This is a genomic window from Myxococcales bacterium (assembly GCA_016703425.1).
GTDB lineage: Bacteria > Myxococcota_A > Polyangia > Polyangiales > Polyangiaceae > JADJCA01.
Genome location: JADJCA010000001.1, coordinates 392,637 through 419,411 on the forward strand (window position 1 = coordinate 392,637; position 26,775 = coordinate 419,411).

Consider the following 26,775-nt stretch of genomic DNA (forward strand, 5'->3'; position numbering starts at 1 on the left):
GAACTGGCCCCCTCGTTCCATAGGTCTCATAGGTTTCCAAGTCGTGGGTGCGCCCCGGAGATCGCAGTACGAAGATGAGTAAAAAGCGCTCCAACAAGTCGAAGCGGCGACGCGATTCTTCGGGCGGCACGGATCAGCCGCGCCTAGTCCTCGTGTCCAACTCCTCTCCTGCGGGGCAAGAGCCTGCGGACGTGACCGACGCGACGGAAGGTTCCGCCGCCGTGGCGCTGGCCCGCGACACGCGCGACACCGACAGCGGCATTCCGCCCGCCCGTTCGTCGGGCGAGGAGCTCGACGACGAGGCCTTTTTCAGCAGCGAACGCGTTCCGACACCGCACACGTTCGCGTTAGACGACCTGCTCGAACCGGAGGTGCGCAAGCCCTCTCCGAAGATGTCGGCGACGGCGAAAGCCCGTCGCCAGCGCTTTTCCCGCTACGTGAAGGGCGCCATGGTCGCAGGCTGCGCGATCTTGGCGCTCGCGGGCGTCCGGATGGTCGTCGGCCACGCGGACCGGGTTCCTGAGAATTTTGCTCCCGTCGCGCTGGCCGAGGCTCCCCGTCCGTCCCCCCCAGCGGCGCCCCCTGCGCAGACCGTCGCCACGACGGCGGCGCAGGCGCCGCTCGTCGCCGAGAACGTGCCGCCGCCCCCGCCCGTTGAAGCACCGCCCGAGACGGCGAAGGCTGCGGCGCCTGCCGCGGCCGTTCCCGCGGCCCCCGCGAAGGCGGATGAGCCCGCCAAGCAGGAGCCGAAGGCCGAGGCAAAGGTGGACGTAAAGCCCGAGCCAACCAAAGTCGACGCGAAGCCCGAACCGACGCCGGTTGAGCCTGGCACCGTCGATCCGAAAGCGGCCGCGTCCGCCAAGGTCGAGGCGCGTGGCCTGTTGGAGCGAGGGAAGGCGACGCTGGCCATCGAAGCCGGCGAGCGCTCCGTTGCGCTCGATCCGAGCGACGGCGAGGCGTGGCTGATTCTCGGCGCGGCCTACCAAGAGAAGGGCAATCAGAAAGACGCCCGGCGTGCCTTCCAATCCTGCTCCAAGCTTGGCAAACGAGGCCCGATGGCCGAGTGCCGAGCCATGCTGCAATAAGCGCGAACGCAACTCTTTCCGTTCACGTCGAGCGTTGCGATAGGCTCCGCACGCCTCGTTCAGCGCGGGGCCAAGGAGAGCCTCATGCGTCACGCAGTCTGCGTTTCTTGGGCGTTTGCGACGCTCACCGCCCTCGTCGCGTGCGACAAGGGGTCGTCCACCACCGCGCGCCCGTCACCTTCCGCCGCGCCTTCTGCAGCGACCACTGCAGCGAACGCACCGCCTGCGAGCGCGAGTCCGAGCGCCGCGAGCCCGGCCGCGAGCGCCGCCCTCGCCGCGGGCAAAATGGCGCACTGCCCGAACATCGTGCCGGGCGCCAACACGGTCATCAAGGATGCGGAGGGTGGCGTGTCGCTGACCATCACGGCCAAGGAGCCGGCGAGCGTCACCGAGATCCGAACGCGCGGAAAGGTCCTCGCCGAGTCCGCGAAGAACATGACGCCGGACGTCAAACACACCGGGAGCGGGGAGGGTGGCGGCAGCTTTGGGCGCTGCCCCGTCGTCATGCGGAACACCGCCGTCGAGCTGAAGGACGTAGAGGGCGGCGCCGAGCTTGTGGTCAAGCCGAAGGACCCGAAGGAGCTCGATTGGCTCAAGCGTGAGGCACGCGAGCGCCTCGCCGAGCTCGGCGACCGGGCGGCGAAGGAGGCGGGCCAGGGCAAGATGGCTCACTGTCCGTCGGCCACCGACGGGGCGAAGACGACGGCCAAGGACCTCAAGGACGCCGTCGAGGTCACCATCGTCGGTACGAACGAGGCGCAAGCCAAAGAGATCCGCGAACGCGGCAAGCAGGTCATCGCAGCGGCGAAGCTCGAGGCGAAGAAGGTCACGCACAAGGGCGATGGCTCGGGCGGAGGCGGCTTCGGTCGATGCCCGGTCGTCCTCAAAGACACGGTGGTGGAGAGCAAGGAAATCCCCCTCGGGATGGCGTTCACTGTGAAGCCGGAGAAGCCCGGCGAGCTCGCTCAGCTCAAGAAGGAGACCCTTGAGCGCATCGAGAAGTTCTCGCCCGCTCCGGTCCCGGCCGACAAAGCGAAGGCTGACAAGTCCGACAAGGGCAAGGGCGGCCGTTAGCGAAGCACCGCGTTCTCGGGCGGAGCCGGATCGTCCTTTGGGCGATCGTCGCCCGAGCGCGACAACCGCGCGGAATACTTGTCCTACACGAGCGCAGAGGCGTCACGAGCCCATCCCGGATCATCGCGCCCTCAACAAAACCCGAAACGCTTGCGGCGACTCGAGAACGCAACGCGGCTTTTCCAGGACATTTCGGATTTTTCCGCGCGGGGCGAATTTGCCGGAGACAGCTGAACGCCGGCACACGCTTCGCAGAAGCTCTCCCGTGATGGGTCCCTCGACGCTCGGCACGACGCTCCTCGCGTGCGCATTCGCCGCCTCCGCGTGCGGAGGTCGCGCGACGGCGACAGTCGGTAGCTCGACGACGACAAGCGCGAGCGCTACCGCGGTCGATGCGCACGGCAGCCGCAAGAAGGAGCTCATCGGCGCGCCGGTGCTCGTCGACGGCAAGGCGGTCGCGGGCCTGTCCTTCGGAGAGCTGCCCTCGGACCTCCTCGTCCGGCGCCTCGAGCCAACGGGACCGGCCCGGTACTTTCGGCTCTACGAGTACCTCAAGACCATCGGCGTCGACGTCGACCGGGTTCGCGCGGTTCACGTGCGCGGAAACGCGTGGCGCATCGCGAGCATCGAGGGAGACGAGCTCGCGCGAGAGCAAGACCGCCTTGTGTTCGACTTCTTGGGCGGCACGTCGGGTGGTGCCAAGGTCGCGTGGGACACGACGGGGCTCCGCAATACGTTTCGCGTCGATGAGATTCGGCAGCTCCTCGTCTACGTGGACCAGCCGGCGCCGGCGCTCGACGCGCGCAAGAGCTGCTACCTCGCCCCGCAAGCAGAAGGCGCACCCAAGGCTTGCTCCGACGCCGTCCCATACGCCGAGGAAGCGCCACCGAAGGGCACGCGCGTCTACCTCGACGGCAAGCTCGTGGGGCACGTCAAACGGCGCAAGCTGACGAGCGACCTCGTCGTTGGCGAACGCGCCGGCAAGAGCGTCTTCGGCCTCGGGCGCCTCCTCACCAGCTTCGGCGTAGACGTCGCTCAGGTGCGTGAAGTCGAACTCCTCGCTGGCGACGCGCTTGTCGGGCGCGGCAACGACGTCGCCACGAAGAACGACGGCATCGCGTTCGTTCTGCCGCAACGCCAGTCGGGGCGCGTGCTCCTCGACGTTCCCTCGACGTGGCAGGCACCTGCTTCTAGCAACACACGTTCGGCCGAGATCACGGCCATCCTTGTCTTCCGATCCAAGGCGTCCACGGGCCGCCCCCTTACTGACATCTCGGACGCGCCCCCGTCCGAATCGAGCGAGCCGCAAGCGAGCTCGCAATGAACCAGTCTCGGAGGAATTTCATGTCGAAGCGTTCGAACCTTGCCCTCGCCGTCGTCGCCGCAACGGGGCTCTTCGCCGCCACGACGAGCGCGCAGGACAAAAAGTCGGTCCTGCTCCGCACGGCGACCTCGCTCGCGTACGTGGCGCCCAATGGCGCAGCGGCCGTCACGAAGAACACCGGCGCCGGAGTCATGGACGCGAAGCCGGCGTTTCGGCGCCTTCCGAACTCCAACGGCTTCCGCATCGGGACGCTGTTCACGGTGGAGTCGCCGACCGCGAACGACGCTGGCAGCCACATGCAGGGCGCGCTCACCCTCAGCGACCTCACGGAAACGGGCCTGACCCACCGCGGGACGGTGATGCTCCCGAAGCTCGACGGCGAGCGCGCCTTCATGCGACCGCTCATCGACTACGGGCGCCAACTGACCTTCACGCTCCTGGTTGCCGCTTCGGAAGACAACGGCGTGACCAACAACCCCCAAGCTGTCGCGTACGTTGCTGACCTGAACGGCGGGCTCCTCCCCATCGAAAATTCGACGCGCGGCGCAGGCAACGTTCAGAAGCCGACCAACCTCATTCAACTCTCGGGCGCACAGGACGACCAACAATACGGTCCCCACAGCATCTGCTCGCTCGGCACCGACGGCAGCGGCGAGTCGTTCCTCTTGGGCATGCAGCGGAACAACGCCAACGCCTACGTCATGAAGGTGAAGGTCGAACCGACGGCGACGGGCGCGAAGGTCACCGTTCCTTACTTGAAGAAGGTCGTCGACAACGCGCGGCACTGCCGCCCTCAGATCACCTGCCCGCAGCCCGGGATTCCGTACGCGTACCTCACGACCGTGGAGGCGAACAATCAGCCCGCCGAGGTCGGCGTGAAGGTCGTCGCCATCAACCCCATCACGGGTGACGCGCTGGGCGCGAAGGTCATCGCCGAGTCCGATCCCGATGGCACGAAGTTCGGCCAAGGCAGCCTCTACGCGGTCCAGAACTCGGGCCTCGTGCACCTCGGCAACGGCCTCGCCGCGGTTGGCTACCAGGTGTCTTCCAATCAGAAGCGCGACAACGGCAACGGCCACGGCGGCGGCGCCAACATGTCGGTTCTCGCGACGCTTCGCATCAGCGACATGAGCGTCATCGACCGCGCGACGGGAGTTGCGCCCTACCAACGGCACGCCTTCAGCTTCCCGATGACGTTCGGGCCCGGCGCGGGCAAACCCGCCGTCGCCGTCATGGGCGGCTCATCGACGGGCACGGGCAAGGGCCTCATTCAGATTGTCGAGGTCGATGCGGTAGGGAAGCCTGTTGTCGCGACCGACGCGAAGCTTGAGGTCTCGCGCTTCTCAGACGTCGCCAACCTGCCGGCGCGCGGAAAGCGGAACCCCAACGACCAGGGCGCTGGCTTCTTGAATGGCATCGGCGGCATCGAGAACCCCGGCTACGGAAAGCCGCAAGGATTCTTGCCGGAGGTCCGTACGTTCTTCCTCTCGGCGCTGCCCGGCTACGCGAAGGACCCCCAACAGGCTCCCGAGACCAACCGAGAGAGCCTGTGGATTTCCCTCGTGCCGGCCACCTGGGACGAGAAGGTCAACGCCGTCCCTGGCCCCGTGACGGAGGCGAGCGATCCGGGCATGAGGGGGCCGCAACCGACCGCCACGGCGGCGTTGCCAGGGACCGGAGCCGATGCCGGCCCGGTGGTCCCTGTCATGGGCTTGCCGGTGTTGCCCACCGGCGAGACGAACACGGGATGCGCGTGCAGCACCACGGGTCGCGAAACGAGCGGCAACGCGGCGGCGCTCCTCGGTGTGGCCCTCGCGCTCTTCGCGGGCCGCGCCCGCCGCACGATGCGGAGGAAGTCGTGAACCATCGGCACTCGCTCAGCTCCTCGCCAGCATCGCCGTCGCCGCTGCCGCTGCCGCCTGCAGCTCGGAGCCCGCCACCACGTTGGCCGGCGGGTCGTTCGACCCCGTCGTTGGCGCGCAGCCGACGCCGGCGGCCACGACGCAGCCCGCCCCCACGTCGTCTGTGTGGACGCCACCGCCGCTGCCCGTGCCCTCGCAGGGCCCCGCGAGCAGCGGCTCACCGGCGCGAAAGTTCTATCTCGAGAAGGTGCACGCGGCGCTCGGAAGCTGCGCCTCATGCCACGCGTCGGGCGCAGCCGGCGCACCGGTCTTCATCCAGGCTGACGCGGCGACGGCCTACCAGACGATGGACGGACGCGCCTACATCACGAAAAACAGCGTGCTCGTGACGAAGGGTCAACACACGGGCCCGGCGCTCGACGCCAATCAACGCACCCTGGTAGACCAATGGCTCGCGCTCGAGGCAACGGAGCGTGTGGGCCAGGCCGCACCCGTCAACATCCTCGACAAGGTCGGTCAGTGTCTGAACGGCGCGCTGTTCCAGCAAATCGGCTTCGAGAAGCTGCTCACGGAGCCCCGCGACGGTGAAAACACGGACCAGTGCACCGGCTGCAACAAGGCCATGTGCAACACGTGCCACACCGGCGGCGACGGGGGCTTCTATATGGGCGTCGGATCGAACTTCGACCCCAATACGTTTACAAAGTCGCAGGTGATGCCGTTCATTGCAAAGTACATCGGCCTCAACGGCACAGCGGCAGTCCCGTCTTTTGGGATCAAGGCCAAGCAAGCCGTCGTTGCCATCGCCCCGGCATACGCAGCGCACCCGAAGTTCACGATTCCAGCGGACATGGAGCAGCGGCTCAACGTGTTCGTGCAAGCGGCGCTGAACAACTACGCCGCGGGCCTCTGCGGGAAGTAGCTCGGCGACGGTCCCCGTGTGACGAGGGCGGTTACAGTTTTGTGACCTCACCGGGTCACCCCACGACGGGCGCGTCGCGGGGCGTATTCTCGACGCGTGGCACGGCTCGACGCGCGGCTCCGAGTGCTCTTCCTCCTCGGCGTGGCCGGGGCAGCGTTTGCGGCCAAGAGCCTCCCTCTCCTTGGCGCCATCGCGCTCGCGCTCGCCGCCTGCTGGCTGCTCGTTGGACTCGGCGCGCGGCGCCTCCTACGGCAGTTCACCAAGCTCTGGGGTTTCGCCGCGCTGATCCTCGTCTCGTACGCGCTCACGGCGGAGGACCCAGCGCTCGACCGCTGGAGTCAGGTCTCCGCGCTCGGATTCCGAGTGGCCATCAACTTGAGCGGCTTAGCCACGGGCTTGGCGATGCTGCTGCGCGTTGTCGCATTGGTGCTTGCGTCGCAAGTGGCCCGCGCCGGCGATCCGCGAGCCATCGCGCTGGGCCTTGCGCGGCTCGGCGCACCGAAGGCTTTCGCCGCGTCCCTCGACGCGGTGCTGGCGCTGCTCGGCGGTGACGTCGACGAGCGCGGCGGCGGCGGCGGCGGTGGTGGTGGTGGGGGTGGTGGTGGTGGTGGCGGTGGTGGCGGTGGTGGCGGTGGTGGCGGTGGTGGCCGTCGACGGCGTGCAGAGGCCGAGAGTAGCTCACCACCCGGCGAGGGCATTCTCGCCGCCGCAAAGCGGATCGCCAAAGGAGACGTCGGTCCCATCAAGGCCCGCATCGACCGGCACATCGCTCGCGCGAGCGCTCACGGCGAAGCCTCGGGAGCGAGCCGCGATGTCGCCATCGTCGCCGGCATCGCGCTCACGATGCTCGGCATCAAGGCGCTGAAGATCCTTCCCAACGTGCCCTTTGCGCCGGGGCACAAGCTCGTGCTTCTGACGCCGCTCTACGTCGCCGCCGTGCCGCTCACAAAGTCCCGGCTGGGCGCGACGTGGACCGGGCTCACCATGGGCGTCGCGGCCTTCCTCCTCGGCGACGGAAAGTACGGTGTCTTCGAGATCCTCAAACACATCACGCCGGGTCTCGTTTGTGACGCACTCGTGCCGCTCCTCGTCACCCGCGCGATGGTTACCGGCAGAGACCCGGGGCGATGGACCCTCGCAGCGGTCGGCGCCGCCGCCGGCGCGGCGCGGTTCGCGACGATCTTCTCGGTCACCCTCCTCGTTCAGCCGCCGGCCATTGCCTTTGCGTTCCTCCTCCCCGGCCTCGCCATTCACACGACCTTTGGCGCTATCTCGGGCTACGTCAGCCGCGCGCTTTTGTTGCTCCTCTTACCCAACAAGCCTGAAGCCGCCGTCGGCGCTGGGCCCCCCACGCCCAACACCGTCGCAGCTCCTCCCCTCACAGTTCCCGAGTTCAAGTCCCCTGACATCAAGGCCTCCGACATCAAGGAAAGTGCATGATCAAAGAGTCAAACCCAGGTCCTCACCCCAGCAAGGCCTCCGAGCTCGTCAAGGGCGACGGCCGCACGCACATCCAGTCGTCGCTCATGCGCGAGTCCCTCGTCGACCGTCGCGTCATTGCCAAGACGAACTCTGAGCGCGAGTTTGAGATCTTGCCCGACGTCACGCTCGTCGGCATCGGCGGGCACTCGATCTTCGACCGTGGCAAGGAGGCGCTCCTGCCCGTCGCGGAACAGCTCGCGGAGGTGCGCTCGAAGCACAAGATGGTGATCGGCGTCGGCGGTGGCACCCGCGTGCGGCATACCGTCGCCATGGCGCTCGACCTCGGTCTGCCGACCGGGGGCATCGCCCAACTCGTCGGGGCCATGGAGGAAGCGAACGCGATCTTCCTAAACGCGCTCCTCGCGAAGAGCGGCTCGATTGTGATGCAGCGCGAGCACTTCTGGGAGCTGCCGCTCTACCTGGAGAGCCACATGCTCCCCATCGTCATCTCGATTCCGCCCTATCACTTCTGGGAGCCGCCGCCGGAGGACGGCCCGTTGCCTACGCACGGCTCGGACTTCGGGCTCTTCATTCACGCCGAGGTCATGGGCATGCATCGCATCGTCTTCGTAAAGGACGAAGACGGGCTCTACGACAAGGATCCCAAGAAGCATCCCGGCGCAAAGCTCATCAGGAAGGCCACGCTCGACGAGCTGCTCGAGACGCACCCGGCGCTTCAGCCGGGCGCCCACGACGCCGATCTGATCCTTGATCGGCAGCTCTTTATGGCCTGGAAGTCGGCGCGGCACGTGCGCCGCGTCCAGATCGTCAACGGCCTACGCCGCGGCGAAATCGCGGCCGCTCTCGCGGGCGAAGACGTCGGCACCGTCATCACGAAGGAGATGCACCATGGTTGACCGCATTGAGGCGCCGAGCCGCCGCGTCATCGAGAGCACGCTGTCGGGCACCACCATGACCGCCGGCGGCAGCGTCGCCTACGAACCCGTCACGTTCATGCCCGACGTCAGGGTCTGCAAGATCGGCGGGCAGTCGATCATGGACCGGGGTCGCGAGGCGGTCTTCCCGATCCTCGACGAACTGGTCGCGGCCAAGGATCAATACAAGCTCCTGCTCTGCACGGGCGGCGGAACGCGCGCGCGGCACATCTACGCCGTTGGCTCCGACCTGGAGCTTCCGACCGGCGTGTTAGCCGCGCTCGGCGGCTACGTTCCACGGCAGAACGCGCGCATGCTGCAGATGCTCCTCGCGAAACACGGCGGCCTCTTCATGCTGCACGACGACTTCGAGAAGCTGCCGCTCTACTTCCGCTTGGGATGCATTCCCATCATGACGGGCATGCCTCCCTTTGGCTATTGGGAGAAGCCCGCCGAAGGCGGCCGCATTCCGCAACACCGCACCGACGCTGGCGTGTTCCTCTCGGCCGAGGTGCTCGGTGCCAAGCGCGCCATCTTCATTAAGGACGAAGACGGCCTCTACACCGACGACCCGAAGAAGAACAAGCACGCGACCCACATCCCGAGGATCACGGCGGCGGAGCTTTTGGCGCGTAACCTCGACGACCTCATCCTCGAGCGCGTCGTCATCGAATACCTTCAGCGTGCTCGCTATTGCACCGAGCTACAAATCATCAACGGCCTCAAGCGCGGGATGATCACGCGTGCGTTGGCCGGCGAAGACGTCGGAACACTCATCACGAAATAGGCGCGATGTGGCGCCTCGGTCACAAGATCGAGGCGCTGCGTTGACACCCCCAAACGCGAGCGCTAAGCCCGCGCCGTGTTCAAGAAGGTCTGCCTCTTCTCCGGCAACGCCAACCCCTCACTCGCCACCGCGATCGCAGACTATCTAGAGACACCCCTCGGCCGCGCCAAGACGACGCGGTTCTCCGACGGCGAGTCGTTCGTCGAGCTCGGTGAGAACGTCCGCGGCGTCGACGCCTTCGTGATTCAGCCCACGGCGAGCCCCGTCAACGACAACGTGATGGAGCTGCTCATCATGGTCGACGCGCTTCGCCGCGCGTCGGCGGGCTCGATCACGGCCGTGATGCCCTACTACGGCTACGGTCGCCAGGACCGCAAGGTGGCGCCGCGCACGCCCATCACGGCGAAGCTCGTCGCCGATCTCATGCAAGCCGCCGGCGTCACCCGCGTCGTCAGCGTCGATCTCCACGCGGGGCAGATTCAAGGCTTCTTCAACATCCCCTTCGACCACCTTTACGCCATGCCGGTGATGCTCGAGGACTACCTCAAGAAGAGCTTCGACTCGTCGGCCGTGTGCGTGTCGCCCGATGCCGGCGGCGTCGAGCGCGCGCGCGCCTATTCGAAGCGCTTGAACGCCAGCCTCGCCATCGTCGACAAGCGTCGTGAGCGGGCCAACGTCAGCGAGGTCATGAACCTCATCGGCGACGTCAAAGGTCGCGACTGCATCATCATCGACGACATGATCGACACGGCGGGGACGCTCTGCGGAGCCGCCCAGGCGCTCCGCGATCGCGGTGCGAAGCGCGTGGTCGCGTGCGCGACGCACGGCGTCTTGTCGGGGCCGGCCATCGCGCGCATCGTCGAGTCAGCGCTCGACGAGGTCGTTGTCACGGACACGATTCCGCTGAGCGATGCCGCCAAAGCCTGCGGCAAGATCAAGCAGGTAGGCATTGCGCGGCTCCTCGGCGAGGCCATCAAGCGCATCCACAGCTCGGACTCGGTCAGCAGCCTGTTCGTCTGAAGGTCAGGGCCGGGGCGGCAGCGCGACGACCTTGGGCCAGGCGACCTGGAGCGTCCGCTGGATGATCCAGGAGAAGCTGCAACGCTCCTGCTCAGCGCGCGCCTGAATCGCGCCGAAGACCGTTGCGTCGAGTTCGACGACATGAGGTTGCGGACGCCCCTCGTCCATCGTTTGCGTGTCGTCTTCCGCGGCGAGGGCGCCAGCGGCGAGACGCCACGCGTCCTCCACGATGCCCCCGGGGCTTCGGCCCAGGCGGGCCGACTGCTCGCGCATCGCCGCAGCAAAAGACTCGGGCCAAAAGAGGGTAAGCGTCACGAACTGTCCCGCGCCGGTCATCTCGGAAGCATACGCGAGCAGGACCGCTTGGCGGAGAAGAGCCGTTCTGCTATGTCCGGCGACCCGTCGTTGGGAACGGCACTTCGATGTCCGCACGCGTCGTGCGCGCACCGGCAGCCGCAGAACCCCGCACCGGCGGCCAGGAGAGATCATGAGCACGGCCATCGCAAACCTCAAGGCAACCCCCCGCAAAGCCTCCGGAAAGAGCGAGGCGCGCCGCCTCCGCGCCGCCGGACAAGTGCCCGCCATCACCTACGGCAAGGGGCTCGCTGCCACCGCCATCTCGGTCCACCCGAAAGAGGTCACGGCGATCCTCATGAGCGAGCGCGGCAAGAACACCGTCATCAAGATGGACCTCGAGGGTCACAAGGACCTCCTCGTCATGGTTCGCGATTTCACCCACCACCCGGTAAAGCGCTCGCTCGAGCACGTGGACTTCGTCCAGGTGAAGCTCGATGAGCCGGTCGACGTGCGCGTTCCGCTCTTCACGACGGGCAAGGCCGCTGGCGTCGCCAAGGGCGGGCTCCTCCGCCAGGTCTTCCGCTCGGTGCCGCTCCGCTGCGTGCCCGACAAGATCCCCCTCAAGATCGAGTGCGACGTGAGCCACCTCGAGCTCGGTGAGCACATCGCAACGAAGGACCTCAAGCTCGCCGAAGGGGTCGTCGCGCTCCTCTCCCCGGAGCTGACGCTCGTCGCTGTGGTCACGCCCGAGAAGGATCGCTCGGCCGAAGAAGAGGCCGCGGCCGCCCCCGGCGCCGCCGCCGCTGCTGCTGGAGCTGCTCCCGCCGCCGCTGCCGGCGCGAAGGACGCGAAGGCTCCCGCCGCTGCCGCACCCGCGAAGGACGCCAAGAAGAAGTAGTCACGCGTCATGCTCGTTGTTGGGTTGGGCAATCCTGGCCCGAAATACGAGCAGCACCGTCACAACGTCGGCTTCATGGTCATCGACGACCTGCGCCGACGCGCGAACGCGCCCGAGTTTCGTGAGAAATTCTCGGGCGCGTTTGCGAAGGGTGACCGCTTCTCGCTGCTCAAGCCCATGACGTTCATGAACGCCTCGGGCGACGCCGTGCAGCCCTGCGCCGCGTTTCTACAAGCGCGCCGTCTCGGACGTCGTCGTCGTCCACGACGAGCTCGACCTACCGTTCGGCACGCTGCGGATCAAGCAGGGTGGGGGACACGCCGGCCACAACGGGCTCCGGAGCATCATCGCGCGCCTCGGCGCCGACTTCGTGCGCATCCGCTTCGGCGTGGGGCGCCCGCCCCCTGACTTCCGTGGTGACGTAGCCGCCTTCGTCCTCTCAGCCTTCGACGCCAGCGAACGAGCCAGGCTGGGTGGGCTCGTCTCACGCGCGGCCGAAATGGTTGAAGCCATCGCGGAAGGCGGCGTGGCGACAGCCATGAACCGGCTAAACAGCGGCTCATAGCCGCCCGACCGCGCCAGCGTGCCTGGGGAGCAGGTGGCGCGTCTGACCCTTTGATCTCAGCACCTTCCGTGCTAGAAGCCGTGCCCCTCGCTTCCGTTGGAGGCGATCCCTGCTCTCGGACCCCCGAGGGCCTCATGTCCATAGGGAACATTCATGAGCACCACACAAATCCTGAAAACGAAGGAGTACGAGACCATCTACGTACTCCGCGGCGACGTCGATCCCGACACCGCCGAACGCGTCCAGACCCGCGTGAACGAGGTCGTCGCTCGCGAGAACGGCAAGCTCGTCAAGGTCGAGTCCTGGGGCCGACGCAAGCTCGCGTACCCGGTCAAGAAGCTCCGCAAGGGCGTCTACGTCTACGTGAAATACGTCGGCAAGGGCGGCCTCGTGCAAGAGCTCGAGCGCAACCTCAAGCTTCAGGACAGCGTCTTGAAGTTCCAGACCGTGGTCCTCGCCGAGGACGTCAACGCCTCGGCCGTCACCGTCGATCCGGAAGAAGTGAAGTACACCCGCATCGAGGCGGCAGAAGACGAGAAGGAAGAGTCGCGCGAGCGTCAACTCGGTCTCGTCGACTTCGGCGAAGGCGCCCCGCGCTCCATGCGCGAGCCCCGCGGCGAAGACGAGTTTGTCGACGAAGAGGAAGCCCCGGAGAGCACCATCGCTCGCGCCGAGGACAAGGTTGAAGTCAAAGCCGAAGCCAAAGACGGCGAGAAGGAGGGCTGAGCCATGCGAAATCAGAGCACCGGGCCGAGCGCCTTCGACGACGACAAAGACTTTGGCCGCACGCCAGACCTGAACGCAGACGTCTCGGGACGTCGGCGCGCGGGCAAGAAGCGCGTCTGCAAGTACTGCGCGGACAAGATCACCTTCATTGACTACAAGGATCCGCAAGCCCTCAAGTACTTCGTGACGGATCGCGGCAAGGTCGTTCCCCGTCGCATCAGCGGCAACTGCGCCCTGCACCAGCGCAAGGTCACGCAGGCCATCAAGCGCGCCCGCAACATCGCGCTCCTTCCCTTCACCGTGACGTCCTGAGGAGTCAGCCATGCCCGCAACGATTCAAGTCATCCTGCAAGAGGATGTGACGAACGTCGGAACCTCCGGCGAGCTCGTCAAGGTTCGTCCCGGCTTCGCGCGCAACTTCCTGTTGCCGCGGAAGCTCGCATCGCCCGCCACGACGGCGGAGATCAACCGCGTCAACCACGAGAAGGCCGTAGCGCTCGTCCGCTCCGAGAAGGCGAAGAAGGAGGCTCGCGGCATTGCCGACAAGCTTTCCGCCCTCGAGATCAAGATCGCGCACAAGGTCGGCGAAGACGACAAGCTCTTCGGCTCCGTCACGAGCAAAGAGATCCACGACGCCATCACCGCCAAGGGGATCACCGTCGACAAGAAGAAGATCGTCTTGAAGGAGCCGATCCGCGCGCTCGGTACCTTCGAAGTGCCGGTGCGTCTCGTCGCCGACGTGACGGCCACCTTGAAGGTCGAGGTCGTCCGCAAGTAAGCACCGTGTGGCCGCCGCGCTTCCTCAGGGTAGCGCGACGTTTCGAGCGCCCGCTCCGAGTCCATCGGCGCGGGCGTTCTTCGTTCCGAGGGACAACCTGTGGAAAAGATGCAGAGACCCTGGGCGAAACGTGAGGATCCGGGGCCGCCGATCGTCGACGGCCGTGTGCCGCCGCACGATCTCGACGCGGAGGCCGCCGTCCTCTCGGCCATCATGATCGACCCCGGCTCCCTCGACCGGGTCCAGGAATTTCTCAAGGCGGAGCACTACTACTCGGAGGCCCATCGTCGCATCTACGAAGCCGCCGCCGAGCTCCACGCCGTGGGGCAGCCCGTCGACATCGTTCAGATCGCGACCTGGCTCAAGAACCGCGAGCGCATCGCGCAGATCGGCGGGATGGCGTACCTGACCGAGATTCTGAACGCGGCGCCGGCGGTGGCGAACATCACGGCCTACGCAAAGACCATCCACGAGAAGTGGCGCGTCAGGCAGCTCATCGCCGCCTGCCAGCGGGTCGCGGCCCTCGGGTACATCGACTACGGCGAGGCCCAGTCGTTCATCGACAACGCCGAGCAGACCGTCTACCAGATCGCGCGCACCAGCGAGTCGAGCAGCGTCGAGCCGCTCCTCAGCGTCATGAAGAAGTCCTTCCGTGCCCTCACGGAGGCGATGCAACGAGGCAACCGCATCACGGGCATGCCGACGGGCTTCGAACGCTACGACCGCCTCACGGCGGGCCTCCACGAGGGTGACCTGAGCATCGTCGCGGCGCGTCCCGGCATGGGAAAGACGAGCTTCGTACTCAACCTCGCGGTCAACGTGGCGAGCCCGCGAGGCCGGCAGGTAGAGGGAGACCCAAACCAGCGCTGGGAGGAGCCGGGCTACGGCGTGGCGGTGTTCTCCCTCGAAATGCCCCGAGAGCAGCTTGCGAATCGTATGGTGTGCGCCGAAGGCCGCGTCGATGTCTCCAAGGTCCGAAGCGGCTTCCTCGGTCAGCAAGACTGGAACCGCCTCACGCAAGCGGCGTCATTCTTGGGGAGCCTGCCGGTTTGGATCGACGACACGCCGTCGCTCTCACTGCTCGAGCTTCGCTCCAAGGTTCGGCGCCTTCAGGCCGAGTTCGACCGGACCGACGCAGAGGGGCGCAAGACGCGCAAGATCGGCCTCGTCGTCGTCGACTACTTGCAGCTCATGAAGGGCCGCGACGGCGCACAGTCCCGCGAACAAGAGATCAGTGAGATCTCGCGAGGACTGAAGGGCCTCGCGAAGGAGCTTCGCGTCGCCGTCATCGCCCTCTCGCAGCTCAATCGCGCCGTCGAGACCCGGAGTGAGAAGTCCAAGCGACCGCAGATCTCCGACCTTCGCGAGTCTGGCGCCATCGAGCAAGACGCCGACAACATCGTCTTTATCTACCGCGACGAGTACTACAACAAGGAAGCCACGACCGAGCGCAAGATCGCGGAGCTCATCATCGCGAAGCAGCGCAACGGTCCCACGGGCACCGTCAAGGTCCGCTTCGACAGCGAGTACACCCGCTTCGACAACCTGGCGGAAGGTGAATACCCCGACGAGGAGCCCGGCTAGGGCGGAACCGAGTCCCGCCGCCCAAGGCGCCACGAGCGGCCGCGATTGCGGAGTTCAGTGCTATACGCTCCCCGTCGTGCCTGCTCTTGGACCCGTCGAGCCGCTCCTCTCCAACCACCGCGTGGTCGTCGTGGTCGGCGCCGGCGGCGTTGGCAAGACGACGACCGCGGCCGCGCTCGCCGTCGCCGCGGCCTCCGCCGGCAAGCGCGTCCTTTGCCTCACCATCGACCCCGCAAAGCGGCTCGCCGAGAGTCTCGGCTTGGACGCGATGAAGACGGAGGCCGTCACCGTCGACGAAGAACGGTTTCGCCGCGCCGGCGTGGCCCACAAGGGCAGCCTCACGGTGATGATGCTCGACACGAAGCGCACCTTCGACGAGCTCGTGCAAAGGCACTCGTCGAGCCCTGAAAAGGCGCAGCGCCTCCTCCAGAACCGCCTCTACCAGTACGTCTCGACGTCCCTCGCCGGCACGCAGGAGTACATGGCGATGGAGAAGCTCGTGATGGTCAAGGGCGACGCCCGCTACGACCTCATCGTCCTCGACACGCCGCCGACGGCTAACGCCCTCGACTTCCTCGACGCGCCGGAGCGCATGATGGGCGCCCTCGATTCGGCCGCCATGCGCTGGTTCGTCGACGCGTTTCAGTCGACGGGCAAGCTCTCGTTCAACATTCTCGCGAAGTCCGCCGCCATGGCGCTCCGCACCATGGGCAAGATCACCGGCGGAGGTCTCCTCGAGGACATGGCGGGCCTCATCTCCGAGCTGAACGAGCTCTTCGGTGGCTTCCGCGAGCGCGCCGTCGTCGTTCAGAGGGAGCTCCGTGGGAGCGACGTGGTCTTCGTGCTCGTGACCTCGCCGGCCCCAATGAGCGTACGTGAGGCGCTCTACTTTTCGGAGCGGCTCGAGGCGTCGCGCATGACGCGGGGAGCGTTCATCGTGAATCGGCTCCGCGTGCCATCGAGGCATCCCGATGGCGCCGAGCGCGAGGCGCTGGCCGCCGGGCTCGCGACGCGGTCGGTGATACTCGACGAGGGCGCCGAAGAGCGGCTCGCGCAGGCCCACAAGGACCACACGAGGCTCGCGCGCCTCGACGCTGTTCACGTGGAGCGGCTGGCGACGGCGGCCGGCTCGCGCGTGCCCGTGGTGCGGATCCCGGAGTTCGCGTCGGACGTTCGCGACATTCGTCTGCTTGGCGACGTGGCCGCCTTGCTCGTGGGCGGCGGCGTCTAGAAGTCCGCGCGCCCCAACTTAGCGCTCACGTCTTCCGCGTGAGTTCGGCGATGAGGATGCTCGCGGCGACGGCCACGTTGAGCGAGCGAACGGCGCCGGCGCCCACAAGACCGACCACTCCGTCGCAGCTGGCGCGCACGCGCTCGCTGACGCCTTCGCGCTCGTGTCCCACGACGAGAACGACCGGCCGCGGGTAGCGCCTTCCGAGAGCCGGCTCCGCGTCTTCGCTCTCGGCGCCCAAGACCGTGATCCCTCGGGAGCGAAACCGAGTGAGCGTGTCCGCCAGATCCGTGGTTCGCGTCAGCATCAAGTGCTCTGCGCCTCCCTCGGCCACGCGAACGGCGTCGGGCGGCAGCGCGGGGTGAGGTGCCGGCGCGCCGAGCACCGCGCCATGGAGCCCGAAGAACGCGGCGGTGCGCAAGATCGCGCCGATGTTGTACGGATTACGGACCCGGTCGAAGGCGATGGCCACGCCGCCCCGCGAAACGAGCCGATCGGCGAGGTCAACGGCCGATGCAAAGCGACGGGGCGCCATGAAGGCGCACAGCCCCTCCGCCTGCGGTGAGCCGCAGGCACGGATGAGCGCCCCGTCCTCCAGCACTTCGCACTGCACGCGAGCCGGCGCCGCACGCAGCGCCGCCTCCGCCTCCCGTCGCACCGCCGCGGTGCAAAGCACCCGTCGAAGATCGCCGGGACGAGCGGCGATGGCCGCCAAGACCGCGCGATGGCCGAACACGACCTCATCGGCGCCCGGAGCCGGAGGCTGCGGTGCGGCAACGCCGCGGCGACGACCCGCGTCACCTCTCTGCCGATCGCGCGAGCTCAGTCGGTGCCTTCGCCTTCTGTCGGCTCCTTCCGTCCGCGTCGCTTCTCTTTGTACACGACGCGAATGGGGACGCCTTCGAAGCCGAAGCGCTGCCGCAACTGGTTGGTCACGTAGCGCCGGTAGGAAAAGTGAACCGAATCAGGATGACTCGCGATGACGACGAACATCGGCGGCGACGACTCCGCCTGCGTAATGAAATAGAGGCGCGGCGCCTTGCCGCCGCTGGTCGGCGGAGAGCGTGTCTCGATGACCTCGGCGAAGAAGCGGTTCAGTTCGCCCGTGGACACCCGCTCGCCGAACGCCTTGCGAACGGTGGCGACGGTGCCGAGCAGCTCGCCCACGCCGCGCCCGGTCTTGGCGCTGATGCGCACCACGGGGACGTAGGGCGCGAAGGTAAGTTTGTCGCGCGCGTCGGTCTCAGCCGTGGATAGCTGAGGCTTCGTCAGCAGATCGCTCTTGTTGAGGGCGACGACCATGGCGCGGCCGCGCTCCTCCGCGAGCCCGAGGATCTTGGCATCTTGCTCAGACACGCCGTCGTTGGCGTCGCAGAGGAGCACCGCGACTTCGCAGCGTTCGATGGCGCGGATAGCTTGATAGACGCTCATCGCCTCGATGTCGTCGTTGGCCTTGTGGACTTTGCCCTTGCGGCGAATCCCCGCGGTGTCGACGAAGACGTAACCCTTGCCATCTCGCTCCACGTACGTATCGATGGCGTCGCGCGTCGTGCCCGGCTTATCGTCGACGAGCATCCGGTTCTCACCGAGCAGACGGTTGAGAAGGCTCGACTTCCCAGCGTTCGGTTTGCCGATGATGGCGATGCGCGTGGCATCGGCGTGCGGCGACTCGGCGGGCGACTCATCGGGAAGGGCCTCGACGATGTCGGCCTCGAGCTCGCCAACGCCACGCCCGTGGAGCGCGCTGACGGGGTGCACCTTCTCGACGCCGAGCCGGTAAAGCCCGAAAGCCTCCGCGTCGAGGCCGGGGCGGTCGGCTTTGTTCGCGCAAAAGAAGACTGGCTTCTTCGCCTTTCGCAGCAGGTCGACGGCGGCGCGGTCGCCGGTGGTCAACTCCGTGGTGGCGTCGGTCACGAAGACGACGACGTCGGCTTCGGCGATGGCTTCCCGCACGTGGCGCGCGATGCCCGCGCGCATGGGGTCGTCGTCCTCGGGGTCGAAGCCGCCGGTGTCGACGAGGGTGTAGGCGCGGCCAAACGCCATCGTGTCGGCGTAGTGGCGATCACGCGTCACGCCGGGCTCGTCGTGCACGATGGCCAGACGCCTGCGGGCGAGCCGATTGAAGAGCGTCGATTTGCCTACGTTGGGTCGCCCCACGACAGCCACGATGGGCATGCCCTTCGAGCCACCGGGGAGCGCGCGGGGTCCCATCCCGCGTTTCGTTCGGTGCTTCGTCATCCCTCGTCTCCGTAGCCGAACTCGGCGAGGAGCTTGTCGGACTCGTACCAGCGTGGCGTCACACGAACCCAAATCTTCAACATGATCTTTTGCCCAAGCAACGCCTCTGCGCGTTCGCGCGCGCGTGTGCCGATATCCTTCATCAGGAGCCCTCGTTCACCGAGAACGATCTTCTTGTGACTCTCCTTGTCGACGTGAACCGTCACGTCGATGCGCGTCAACTTCGGGCTCTCCTCCCAGCGATCGATGGTGACGGCAACGCCGTGCGGAACTTCTTGCCGGGTGCGCCGAAGGACCTGTTCGCGCACGTACTCGCGCACGAAGAACCGGCTTGGCCGGTCGCTGATGGCCTCTTCGTCGAGGAGTTTTTCGCCATCCGGCAGTCGGCTCGCGATTTCCTGCTTGAGTCGCTCGAGGCCGTCGCGCTTTTTCGCCGACAGGGGAACGACGGCGGCGAAGGGAAAGGCCGCGGCGCGCCCCGCCAGGACCGGCAGCAGATCGCCCTTGATCTTCACGCGGTCGATCTTGCTTACCACCAAGATCACGGGCTTGCCGGGAGGCGCCGAGGCGGCGATCGCGGCGTCCAGAGCCGGGAGCGTCGGCGTCGGCGTTTCAGTGACGTCGCTCACGAGGACGATGACATCGGCGCCCGCCATGGCGTCGGCGACCTCTTGGTTCATGCGCTGCCCGAGGCGGTTCTTCGCCGTGTGTTGCCCGGGGGTGTCGACGAGGACCATCTGCAGCGGTCCGTCGTTGACCACGCCCGCGACCCGCTCCCGCGTCGTTTGCGGGTGGTGGCTTACGATGGCGAGGTGTTCACCGACGAGTCCGTTCAGGAGGGTGCTCTTGCCGACGTTCGGGCGACCGACGAGGGCTACGCGTCCGGCGCGTGACGCCGCAGGCGGCGGGCTGGGCGACCGACGCGAGGCCATGGCCCGCCACATACGCCATTTCGCTGGGCGCACGGGGAAAATCGGCCGACCCGTGCCGCTCGAGGGGCGCGCGATCGGGTCGACGGAAGGGCGTGTTAGTGGCCTTTACCCTTACGGGCGTTGCGATTAAGGTCCCCGGCGCCCGAAGTCTATCGCCGACACGCCTCAATTCCACCGCCCTTCCTTGTGAAAAGCTCGCCGGCTCTTCACTGTCACGAGCGCCATGATGACGACGCAACCGACCACCAACGAACAGCCGGTCACGGCGCCCGCGGAAGAAGCGACGCCGCTCGAGCCCGCCCGCACTTCGACGCCGCCGTCGAGGGCGGCGACCGACGGCGACATTCCGCCGATGCTCGCGGCGGCCCTCGCGCTGCTCGTTCCCGCGGTCATCATTCTCCTGTTGCCGCCGCTCTCGCGCGCGGGCCTTTGGGACCCGCCGGAGCTCAACGTCGCTGACATGGCGCGTCGCCTGGCGGTCAACCTCTACGGAGCGTCAAACCTGGCGCTAAGCGGCACCGACAACTCGCTCCCGCACTTGAACGATCTCGGCAAACCTGAGCTGCCTTTCACGTCGATCGCGCTGGGCTTCAAGCTCTTTGGGCTTCACGAGTGGGCTGGCCGCTTGCCGCTTGGCATCTGGGCGCTCGCGGGCATCGGCGCCGTGTACGCGTCGCTGGCGCGACTCATCGACCGCCGCGCCGGCGTTTACGCCGCCGTGGTCCTCGCCACGACGCCGCTCTACACAGTTCAGGCGCGGACGATGATCGGCGACATCGTGATCATGTCTGCCGTAGCCATGTCGTTCCTGGGGCTCGTCACGGCGACCCTTGAGGGCCTTGACCGGCGCGGAGCGCTGCCCCGCCTTGGCTTCTTGGCGGTGGCCCTCGCTGGCCTCGCCGCGGGCTACTATTCACGAGGGCTGGCGCTCGGCGTCACGGCGCCGCTGCTTTCCGCGGGCCTCCTCTACGCGCTGGTCGTGAGTTCGCTCCGCGGCAGCGGCCAAGGTCTCGACGCCTTTGGCCACGCTGTCGGGGGGCTGTCGTTGGTGCTCGCCATCGCGACCATGCCGACGGTGTACGGAGCGCTCGACCATCCCGACCGACTGAACATGAGCACGGTCTTGGGGGGCATGATTCGCAACGGCGGGAAGTTCCCGACGCACGACTTCATGCTCGGCCAGGTCGCCCACGCGATGGCACCGTGGAGCGCCTTCGCGGCCTTCGCCTTTGGTCGCCTCTTCTTCGCGCCTAAGGGCACGACCACGAAGGGCACGGCGGTTCGCGCGTCGCTCCTCATCGCCTTCGCCGTCGTCTTCGTCACGCAAGGCTTCGTCGTCGGCAAGGTCGACGCAACGGCGTTCGCGGGGCCGGCGCTCGCCGCCGCCGCTTGCGGCATCGCGCTCCGCGACTATGAGCGGGGCGCCCACTCGTCCATCGCCGTGGGCGTGGGCACGTTCCTCCTTCTGTTTCTCTTTCGCCACGACTTCAAGCACCTGCCCGACAAGGCGTTCCAAGTCTTTGGCGTCACGACGACCACGACCTTCCCGGAGAGCTTCAAGAACACCTCGGTGGTCCTGTGGGCCATCCTCCTCATGGGCTTTGCCGCCGTGACCTTGGTCACCTGGGGCGAGCGGTCCGGCAAGCGCACCCCGTTTGACGCGGCCATGTACCTGAAGGTCCTACGGGCCCTCCGCGAGGCGTGGGACGGGCTCTTGTCGCTTGTGTATTTTGCACTCGTTGCCGGCGCCTCTTTGGCGGGACTCCTCGTCTTCCTGGGCGCGCGGACCAAGCTCAAGTGGATCCCGGTCTTCCCGAAGCAAGTCAGCGAGTACCTGCTGAACGCCTGGTGGATCGCGGCGCTCGCTCCTTTTGCTGTGGTCTTCGGCCTCCTCTTCGTCGCAGACGTTTGGGTGTGGGCCTTCGACCGTTCAAAGCCGCCCTCGTGGGGCTCGTTCACCCGCGGCTTCGAGCCCTTCGAGGAGCTCTTCGCCCGCCTCAAGAACGAGACCGACAAGGAGCTGCGAGTCATCTACGCCGTCGTGCTCTTCCCCCTCATGGTCCTCGCGTTGCCTGCCGCCGTCGGCGCGGGCCTCTTCCTCCAGGGGACCAAGCCCGCCATCGCACTCGCGCTCGCGTTTCCTTCCGGCATCGGGGCGTTCTTGGTCCTCGGGGCCATGGGTGAGCTGGTGCGCGGCAGCCGCGCAGCCGGCATGGTCATCCTCGGAGGTGGCGTGGCCGCTGCGATCAGCGGCTATTACTACCCGGCGCTCGCCAACCAGCTTTCTCCGAAGGAGGTGTTCGAGAGCTACACGCTGGTTCGAAAGAGCGGCGAGCCCCTTGGGCTCTTCGGGGTCGGCAGTCGCACCGCTGCGTATTACGCAGGAGGGCAGCCGCCTTCGTTCTCGGATGCGCCGCGCGCCTTCGAGTGGCTCGTTGGCGCGGAAGGCGGCGAGCGGCGCTACCTCGCGATGCGAGCCGACGAGCTCGGCCGGCTCAACAAGGTCTACCGCGAGCGTCTCCACGCCAACGTCCCCGTCCTCGATGGACGCTCCAGCCAGATCATCCTGGCCACCTCTCGCCTTGTCGGAAGCGAGAAGAGCCAGAGCCCCCTCGATAAGGTCGTCCTCGCGACGGCGCCGAAGCCGCAGCGGCCGCTCGGCACAAACCTCGACGACAAACTTGAGGTCATCGGCATCGACCTCCTCGACGCCAACGGCCGCCTCGTCGACGTCGTCTCACCGGGGCGGAAGTACCAGATCAAGACGTACTACCGGTGCCTTGGGCCAGTGACCAGCGAATGGGAAGCCTTCATTCACATCGACGGCTTCCAGCGACGCCACAACGGCGACCACAAGATCATGCAGGGCAAATACCCCTTCGGTCAGTGGCTCAAGGACGACATCCTCGTAGACATTCACGAGTTCCAGCTCGAGCCAAACTTCTCGCCCGGCAACTACACCATCTACATGGGCCTCTTCCTCGGAGAGAGTCGCATGAAGGTGAAGAGCGGCCCGAGCGACGGCGACAACCGCGTCCTCGGCGGCTCCCTTCGGGTCCAGTAGCTTCCGGCTCAGTCGCGGGGTTCGCCGACCCCTCGGCGCACTCACTCGCCCAACGCGTCGCCGCTCGCGTGAGCGCACCGGCGCGTCGCGCTACAGGCCGCCGCTCGTCGGAAGGCGCCTTCCGTAGATGCCGGCTTTGGCGTCGGCCGTCGTGTCTTCCCACACGACTGCCACAAACGATGAGGGCGGAACCCCGCCCACGGCGATGGCCGGATTGGCCCGCCGCCGTCCCGGCGTGGCGCTCGCAACAAACTCGGCGCCCTGGGCGTCGACGGGGTTGAACAGGAACCCCGTGCTCGGGCCCAAGTAGGCGGCGCGGACGTCGCCGCTCGCTCCGTCGATCCACGCGAGCGCAAAGCCCGCCGACGCGGGGAGCGCCGCGACGGCCGGCGCATACTGATCACCATCAACGGCCACGGCGTTGACGCGCGCGTCCTGGTCACCGGAGACGGCCTTCGCGTCTGCGCCAAAGCGCTGCACGAAGATGTCACCGCGGTCGCTGAAGACGATGGCGAAGCGGCCGTCAGGCAGCGCCGCAATGTCGGGATGAGAGACTGGGCCGGTGCGAGCCGCGCCGTTGAGCTTTTGTTCTGCCGTCGGCGTCCCGTCGGGGCTTAGCTGCGCGAACTTCGCGTCGGTCCCGCTCTCCCAGGTCGCGACGAAGCCGGTCCCTCGTCCCACGACCCGAACGAGTTTGTTCGCCGTGCCCGATGTGCTGAGGAGCCGCGTCGCGCCCCGCGTGCCATCGCTGGGGTTGTACGTGCGCCCTTGGATCGAGCCATCACGGTCGTCTTGCCACGCGACGAAGAGGATGCCCTGCGAGTTCACCGCGATGGCGGGAAGGGACTGATCGCCGCTCTCGCCCGATGTCCCAACGCCGTTGACACGGAGCGCCGCGGTCGGCTGTTCGGCGGTGAGCGTGCTGTCAATGGATCGCAGCCGAATGTCGATGTTGCCGTCGGTGTCGTCTTCGAACGCGATCCACGTTCGCTCCCCCACGGCGACGGCGGCCGGTGCCGACTGATTCGCCGGCTGCTCAGCCGGCGGAAACGCCGCGCCGGGCGTATGGGGCATGAAGAACGAGAAGTCGGCGACGTCGGCGCCTTGGCTGCCATAGCGGCCGAAGGCGTCACCCCGCACGCGCATCGTGATCTCCCGCGTCGCGGGGGTCTTGTCGGTGAAGAGCGCGAGAAACTTCCCGGCCTTGTCAGCTGCCGCTGGCCATACGGCGATGGGGCGTTCCTTGTCACCGGCCTTGCCATCGGCGGTCGTCCCTGGCGTGCCCTTGCCACCCGAGAGGAGCACGTCCAGGGTCTTGCATGACGCATCGCAAACGGAAGTGTCAGGTTTGCCCGGCGGGTCGCATAGCTCTGTGGGTTCGAGCTTTCCGTTGCCGCAAATCGCTGGCTCCAGGAAGCGCCGCATCTGAATCGTGAGGTCCACCCGCGCGTCGTCGATCGTTGCGCTGGAGCACCCGGCGGCGAGGAGCTTGCCCGCGCCGTCTTCGGCCCGCGCCGCAAAGACGTAAGGGTTTTGAGCGCGGCGCACTTGGAGCTCACCGCAGAACCGCACCCCCGAGGCGCACCCCTCGGACGCGAGATCTTGCGCCAGGACGGGCTGGCTCAGATCACCCGTCGTGAGGCCCAGGTCGGGATCGCACGTCACACCCGACGCGCTGTCGGCGACCGACAAAGAGAGCCTCGTCACCTGGTCCAAGATGCCGCGGGGAAAGACGACCGTTGGGAGGACGACAACGGCGGCGTCGCCGCTGACGGTGCAGCCCCACGGCAAAAGCGCGGCGATCGCTCCAACGGAGAGGACTTGGGCCGCGCGACGCATCGTCGGACAAGGTTATAGCGCGACTTCCGGGCGCGACCGCAAGGAACCGCGCGCCGGGGTTCGAGCGGCGGCACCGAACCGCGCAGCGCCGACGGAGCGCGCTCCGGAGGAGATCCATTGAATCGACCTATCGAAGAACGGCCCGGGTAGGCGAGACGGGCCTTCGCGAGGGTCTCTCGTCGAGATCGGATCGGTCCTCGTTCGTTCGCAGGCACGCGAGTGGTGCTCGCGTTACGCGTTGCGCCGAGGCTTTTCGAAACTCCAATCGATTCCCACGGCCGCCAGCTCGCGTTGGAGCGGCGCGGTGGCGGCGCCGTCGCCGCCTCCACCCAGGATGACCCGACGAACGCCGCGAGCGAGCAGAGCGCCGGCCACGCGGCCCGCCCACGGGCCGAGGAGCTCGATGTCGGTCGAGGGGTGCGACGTCGCCATCGCCGCGACCCCCGTGTCGATGAGGGTGAAACAGCGAGGCGCCTCGAACGCGTCGAAGCATGCGCTCTCGATGCGCTCGCGGTTGCTGCGAACGTAGCCTTCCAGGAGCGCGGCCCGTGCACCGCTCGCAACGGTCGCGCTCACGTCTCGCGCGCCTAGGATTCCTTCAAGAGCGCCGGCGGCGAGGGTAGGGGACGCATCGAGCTCGGCCAGCGCCCGGCCGTAGCGGAGGCACGCATGGTAGAGGTCCCGCTCCCCCTCGCTTTGACCGGCTCCGGCGGCGACGAATCGCTCCGCAAGGAGCTGACGCAGCGGCTCCGCCTGGTCGATGACCAGCGAGTCGCTGGGCAGCCACGCGCACTGCCTGTCGTGCTCGGCCCAACGAGCCAGCGCGCTCTTCGCGGCCTCCGTCGCCATCAGTTTGCCTGTTCCACTTGAATCGGCGCTGTCGCCGGCGGCGGGTCTGCGGGCTTGGTCGCCGCCGGCGCCTGCCTCGCCCGCGGCGGGCTCATGGCGTCGAGCTCCATCTGCGCCCGCGGCGCATGCGACGGCACCGTGAGGAGCCTTGCGAAGCGGTTGCGTGCTGCTTCGAACGATCCGAGCTGTCGATAGCAGCGTCCCGCCTCGAAGGTCGCGTCGTACCCGGCGCTGGTGCCGTAGCTAGCGGTCGCGACGCGATCAAAGCGGGCCACCGCGGCGGAACACCCGGAACCTTCGCGTTCGCTGCGCGCCGCCCACAACGCCGCTGTGCCGTCCCCTTGAGCGGCCATCGCGTCGAAGAGGCGCGCCGCGTCACCGTAACGCTGGCCTCGGTACGCGGCCATCGCATCGGCGAAGCCTTCTGACGAGGACCCGCCGCTGCCCGCGCTCGCGCGGCCCACGGCGCCGGCCTTGGCGGGGCTCGCCGGCGCGGCAGCCGCAGCGGGCGACGGAGCCCGGGCCGGGCCCCGGGCCGCGCCGGGCCCGCCGCGAGCTTCGTCGTCGGCAAGGGCGGACCATTCGGCAGTCTTTTTTCCGACGACCCGCGGTTCCGCGTTGAGCGCAAGCTCGTTGTCGGCGCGCCCCTTCGCGACGGCGTCGGCTGGAGCGGCGGCCACCGCCGCTGGCGGTGGCGCTGCCGGCGCGGTTGCGGCCGCGACGGGGAGCGCTGTCGCCGACGCAAGCGGCGAAGGGGGTGGCTGCGGCCCATGGGCGACGGACGCGCCCTTCGAATCGCGCTCCTTCTTCAAGCTCTCGCGCGAATCGAGCAGGCCCTCGGCGGCGGCTGGTGCGCCCTGCTCCGTCACCGTAACCGCGCTCATCGACGAGCTACCCCCCTTCATGAAAACCACGCTCGACCCGATCATGAGGAGGAAGACCGCCGCCATCGCCGTCTGCGGGCGCATCGCCCAGCGGCCCGCCATCGACACGAAGCCTGCGCGATGAATCGGAACGACCTTGCGCGCCTCCCGCGCGGCCTCGAGGATGCGAGCTTCGAGCCCCGGCGGCGCCTCAAAGGGCGCTAGCGCGGCGACGGCGGAGTTGCGAGTCGCACGAAGCGTCGCGAGCTGTTCCGCGCACCGCGAACACGCGCTGGCGTGCCGTCGCAGAGCGGCGCTGGTGACTTCGTCGAGCTCTCCGTAGAGCTCGTCCATCAGCGCATCTTGGAACTTCTCGCAATCCATGGTCGGGGCTTCGGCGTGTGGGTCAGGGGTGTTGGCTGGAGGTAGCGACCAGAGGGTCAGGGCAACGGCAAGAGCCAAGAAAACGTTTGGTGTCAT

23 protein-coding genes and 1 pseudogene are annotated in these 26,775 nt (G+C 67.4%); 17 read left to right on the forward strand and 7 right to left on the reverse strand.

All coding sequences use genetic code 11. From position 1 onward, the window contains the following. Positions 1-152 precede the first annotated feature (152 nt). The 9 genes from IPG50_01645 to IPG50_01685 all read left to right on the forward strand — a co-directional run bounded on the left by IPG50_01645 (position 153) and on the right by IPG50_01685 (position 10,431). Positions 153-1,085: a hypothetical protein gene (locus IPG50_01645; protein MBK6690906.1), complete on the forward strand. Its 933-nt coding sequence runs from the start codon at positions 153-155 to the stop codon at positions 1,083-1,085. 84 nt (positions 1,086-1,169) lie between these two features. Continuing rightward, positions 1,170-2,159: a hypothetical protein gene (locus IPG50_01650; protein MBK6690907.1), complete on the forward strand. Its 990-nt coding sequence runs from the start codon at positions 1,170-1,172 to the stop codon at positions 2,157-2,159. A 268-nt stretch (positions 2,160-2,427) separates the two neighbouring features. Further along, the gene (locus IPG50_01655) at positions 2,428-3,483 is read left to right on the forward strand and encodes a hypothetical protein (GenBank protein ID MBK6690908.1); all 1,056 of its coding nucleotides are present in this window, start codon (positions 2,428-2,430) and stop codon (positions 3,481-3,483) included. A gap of 20 nt (positions 3,484-3,503) precedes the next feature. Continuing rightward, entirely contained in the window at positions 3,504-5,345 is a 1,842-nt protein-coding gene (locus IPG50_01660) for a hypothetical protein (protein ID MBK6690909.1), read from the forward strand. Between the two features lie 82 nt (positions 5,346-5,427). Next, complete coding sequence (locus tag IPG50_01665; protein ID MBK6690910.1) at positions 5,428-6,267, forward strand: hypothetical protein; 840 nt, start codon at positions 5,428-5,430, stop codon at positions 6,265-6,267. Between the two features lie 96 nt (positions 6,268-6,363). Next, positions 6,364-7,707 carry a hypothetical protein gene (locus IPG50_01670; GenBank protein MBK6690911.1) on the forward strand — a complete coding sequence of 448 codons (1,344 nt, stop codon included), beginning with the start codon at positions 6,364-6,366 and terminating at the stop codon, positions 7,705-7,707. Beyond that, positions 7,704-8,606, forward strand: coding sequence for a uridine kinase (locus IPG50_01675; GenBank protein MBK6690912.1), 903 nt, complete (start codon positions 7,704-7,706; stop codon positions 8,604-8,606). The genes IPG50_01670 and IPG50_01675 overlap by 4 nt, the downstream gene beginning before the upstream one ends. Continuing rightward, complete coding sequence (locus tag IPG50_01680) at positions 8,599-9,411, forward strand: uridine kinase (protein ID MBK6690913.1); 813 nt, start codon at positions 8,599-8,601, stop codon at positions 9,409-9,411. Before IPG50_01675 ends, IPG50_01680 begins: the two co-directional genes overlap by 8 nt. 75 nt (positions 9,412-9,486) lie before the next feature. Further along, positions 9,487-10,431 carry a ribose-phosphate pyrophosphokinase gene (locus tag IPG50_01685; GenBank protein MBK6690914.1) on the forward strand — a complete coding sequence of 315 codons (945 nt, stop codon included), beginning with the start codon at positions 9,487-9,489 and terminating at the stop codon, positions 10,429-10,431. A gap of 3 nt (positions 10,432-10,434) precedes the next feature. Here the strand turns inward: IPG50_01685 and IPG50_01690 are convergent, their stop codons facing one another. Next, on the reverse strand, positions 10,435-10,767 hold the full coding sequence (locus IPG50_01690; protein MBK6690915.1) for a hypothetical protein: 333 nt from the start codon (positions 10,765-10,767) through the stop codon (positions 10,435-10,437). A gap of 151 nt (positions 10,768-10,918) precedes the next feature. Here IPG50_01690 and IPG50_01695 point away from each other — a divergent pair, with 151 nt between their 5' ends. From IPG50_01695 to IPG50_01725, 7 genes and pseudogenes are all read left to right on the forward strand, one after another. Continuing rightward, positions 10,919-11,626: a 50S ribosomal protein L25 gene (locus tag IPG50_01695; protein ID MBK6690916.1), complete on the forward strand. Its 708-nt coding sequence runs from the start codon at positions 10,919-10,921 to the stop codon at positions 11,624-11,626. A 9-nt stretch (positions 11,627-11,635) separates the two neighbouring features. After that, positions 11,636-12,191, forward strand: a pseudogene (locus IPG50_01700) (aminoacyl-tRNA hydrolase). Between the two features lie 153 nt (positions 12,192-12,344). Beyond that, on the forward strand, positions 12,345-12,917 hold the full coding sequence (rpsF, locus tag IPG50_01705; protein MBK6690917.1) for a 30S ribosomal protein S6: 573 nt from the start codon (positions 12,345-12,347) through the stop codon (positions 12,915-12,917). A 3-nt stretch (positions 12,918-12,920) separates the two neighbouring features. After that, a complete protein-coding gene (locus IPG50_01710) occupies positions 12,921-13,229 on the forward strand; it encodes a 30S ribosomal protein S18 (GenBank protein ID MBK6690918.1) in 309 nt (102 codons plus the stop codon). A gap of 22 nt (positions 13,230-13,251) precedes the next feature. Next, positions 13,252-13,695: a 50S ribosomal protein L9 gene (locus IPG50_01715; protein ID MBK6690919.1), complete on the forward strand. Its 444-nt coding sequence runs from the start codon at positions 13,252-13,254 to the stop codon at positions 13,693-13,695. 108 nt (positions 13,696-13,803) lie between these two features. After that, positions 13,804-15,279 carry a replicative DNA helicase gene (gene dnaB / locus IPG50_01720; protein MBK6690920.1) on the forward strand — a complete coding sequence of 492 codons (1,476 nt, stop codon included), beginning with the start codon at positions 13,804-13,806 and terminating at the stop codon, positions 15,277-15,279. 121 nt (positions 15,280-15,400) lie between these two features. After that, entirely contained in the window at positions 15,401-16,510 is a 1,110-nt protein-coding gene (locus IPG50_01725) for an AAA family ATPase (GenBank protein ID MBK6690921.1), read from the forward strand. 25 nt (positions 16,511-16,535) lie between these two features. On the opposite strand, the gene IPG50_01730 is transcribed toward IPG50_01725, so the two are convergent. The 3 genes from IPG50_01730 to era form a co-directional block, all read right to left on the reverse strand. After that, complete coding sequence (locus tag IPG50_01730) at positions 16,536-17,246, reverse strand: RNA methyltransferase (protein MBK6690922.1); 711 nt, start codon at positions 17,244-17,246, stop codon at positions 16,536-16,538. A gap of 86 nt (positions 17,247-17,332) precedes the next feature. Further along, a complete protein-coding gene (gene der, locus IPG50_01735) occupies positions 17,333-18,748 on the reverse strand; it encodes a ribosome biogenesis GTPase Der (protein ID MBK6690923.1) in 1,416 nt (471 codons plus the stop codon). Further along, the gene (gene era / locus IPG50_01740) at positions 18,745-19,680 is read right to left on the reverse strand and encodes a GTPase Era (protein ID MBK6690924.1); all 936 of its coding nucleotides are present in this window, start codon (positions 19,678-19,680) and stop codon (positions 18,745-18,747) included. The genes der and era overlap by 4 nt, the downstream gene beginning before the upstream one ends. A 223-nt stretch (positions 19,681-19,903) precedes the next feature. On the opposite strand from era, the gene IPG50_01745 reads away from it, so the two are divergent. Beyond that, complete coding sequence (locus IPG50_01745) at positions 19,904-22,744, forward strand: glycosyltransferase family 39 protein (protein ID MBK6690925.1); 2,841 nt, start codon at positions 19,904-19,906, stop codon at positions 22,742-22,744. Between the two features lie 90 nt (positions 22,745-22,834). Here the strand turns inward: IPG50_01745 and IPG50_01750 are convergent, their stop codons facing one another. The 3 genes from IPG50_01750 to IPG50_01760 form a co-directional block, all read right to left on the reverse strand. After that, on the reverse strand, positions 22,835-24,583 hold the full coding sequence (locus IPG50_01750; GenBank protein MBK6690926.1) for a hypothetical protein: 1,749 nt from the start codon (positions 24,581-24,583) through the stop codon (positions 22,835-22,837). A gap of 231 nt (positions 24,584-24,814) precedes the next feature. Continuing rightward, positions 24,815-25,432, reverse strand: a complete 618-nt coding sequence (locus tag IPG50_01755; GenBank protein MBK6690927.1) for a hypothetical protein — start codon at positions 25,430-25,432, stop codon at positions 24,815-24,817. After that, complete coding sequence (locus IPG50_01760; GenBank protein MBK6690928.1) at positions 25,432-26,679, reverse strand: zf-HC2 domain-containing protein; 1,248 nt, start codon at positions 26,677-26,679, stop codon at positions 25,432-25,434. The genes IPG50_01755 and IPG50_01760 overlap by 1 nt, the downstream gene beginning before the upstream one ends. Between the last annotated feature and the right edge of the window lie 96 nt (positions 26,680-26,775).

Coding starts and splice junctions, on each gene's coding strand:
- IPG50_01650 (MBK6690907.1), top strand. CDS start 1,170: ATGCGTCACGCAGTCTGCGTTTCTTGGGCGTTTGCGACGCTCACCGCC.
- IPG50_01655 (MBK6690908.1), top strand. CDS start 2,428: ATGGGTCCCTCGACGCTCGGCACGACGCTCCTCGCGTGCGCATTCGCC.
- IPG50_01660 (MBK6690909.1), top strand. CDS start 3,504: ATGTCGAAGCGTTCGAACCTTGCCCTCGCCGTCGTCGCCGCAACGGGG.
- IPG50_01675 (MBK6690912.1), top strand. CDS start 7,704: ATGATCAAAGAGTCAAACCCAGGTCCTCACCCCAGCAAGGCCTCCGAG.
- IPG50_01680 (MBK6690913.1), top strand. CDS start 8,599: ATGGTTGACCGCATTGAGGCGCCGAGCCGCCGCGTCATCGAGAGCACG.
- IPG50_01690 (MBK6690915.1), bottom strand. CDS start 10,767: ATGACCGGCGCGGGACAGTTCGTGACGCTTACCCTCTTTTGGCCCGAG.
- IPG50_01695 (MBK6690916.1), top strand. CDS start 10,919: ATGAGCACGGCCATCGCAAACCTCAAGGCAACCCCCCGCAAAGCCTCC.
- rpsF (MBK6690917.1), top strand. CDS start 12,345: ATGAGCACCACACAAATCCTGAAAACGAAGGAGTACGAGACCATCTAC.
- IPG50_01710 (MBK6690918.1), top strand. CDS start 12,921: ATGCGAAATCAGAGCACCGGGCCGAGCGCCTTCGACGACGACAAAGAC.
- dnaB (MBK6690920.1), top strand. CDS start 13,804: ATGCAGAGACCCTGGGCGAAACGTGAGGATCCGGGGCCGCCGATCGTC.
- der (MBK6690923.1), bottom strand. CDS start 18,748: ATGACGAAGCACCGAACGAAACGCGGGATGGGACCCCGCGCGCTCCCC.
- era (MBK6690924.1), bottom strand. CDS start 19,680: ATGGCCTCGCGTCGGTCGCCCAGCCCGCCGCCTGCGGCGTCACGCGCC.
- IPG50_01745 (MBK6690925.1), top strand. CDS start 19,904: ATGATGACGACGCAACCGACCACCAACGAACAGCCGGTCACGGCGCCC.
- IPG50_01750 (MBK6690926.1), bottom strand. CDS start 24,583: ATGCGTCGCGCGGCCCAAGTCCTCTCCGTTGGAGCGATCGCCGCGCTT.
- IPG50_01755 (MBK6690927.1), bottom strand. CDS start 25,432: ATGGCGACGGAGGCCGCGAAGAGCGCGCTGGCTCGTTGGGCCGAGCAC.
- IPG50_01760 (MBK6690928.1), bottom strand. CDS start 26,679: ATGGATTGCGAGAAGTTCCAAGATGCGCTGATGGACGAGCTCTACGGA.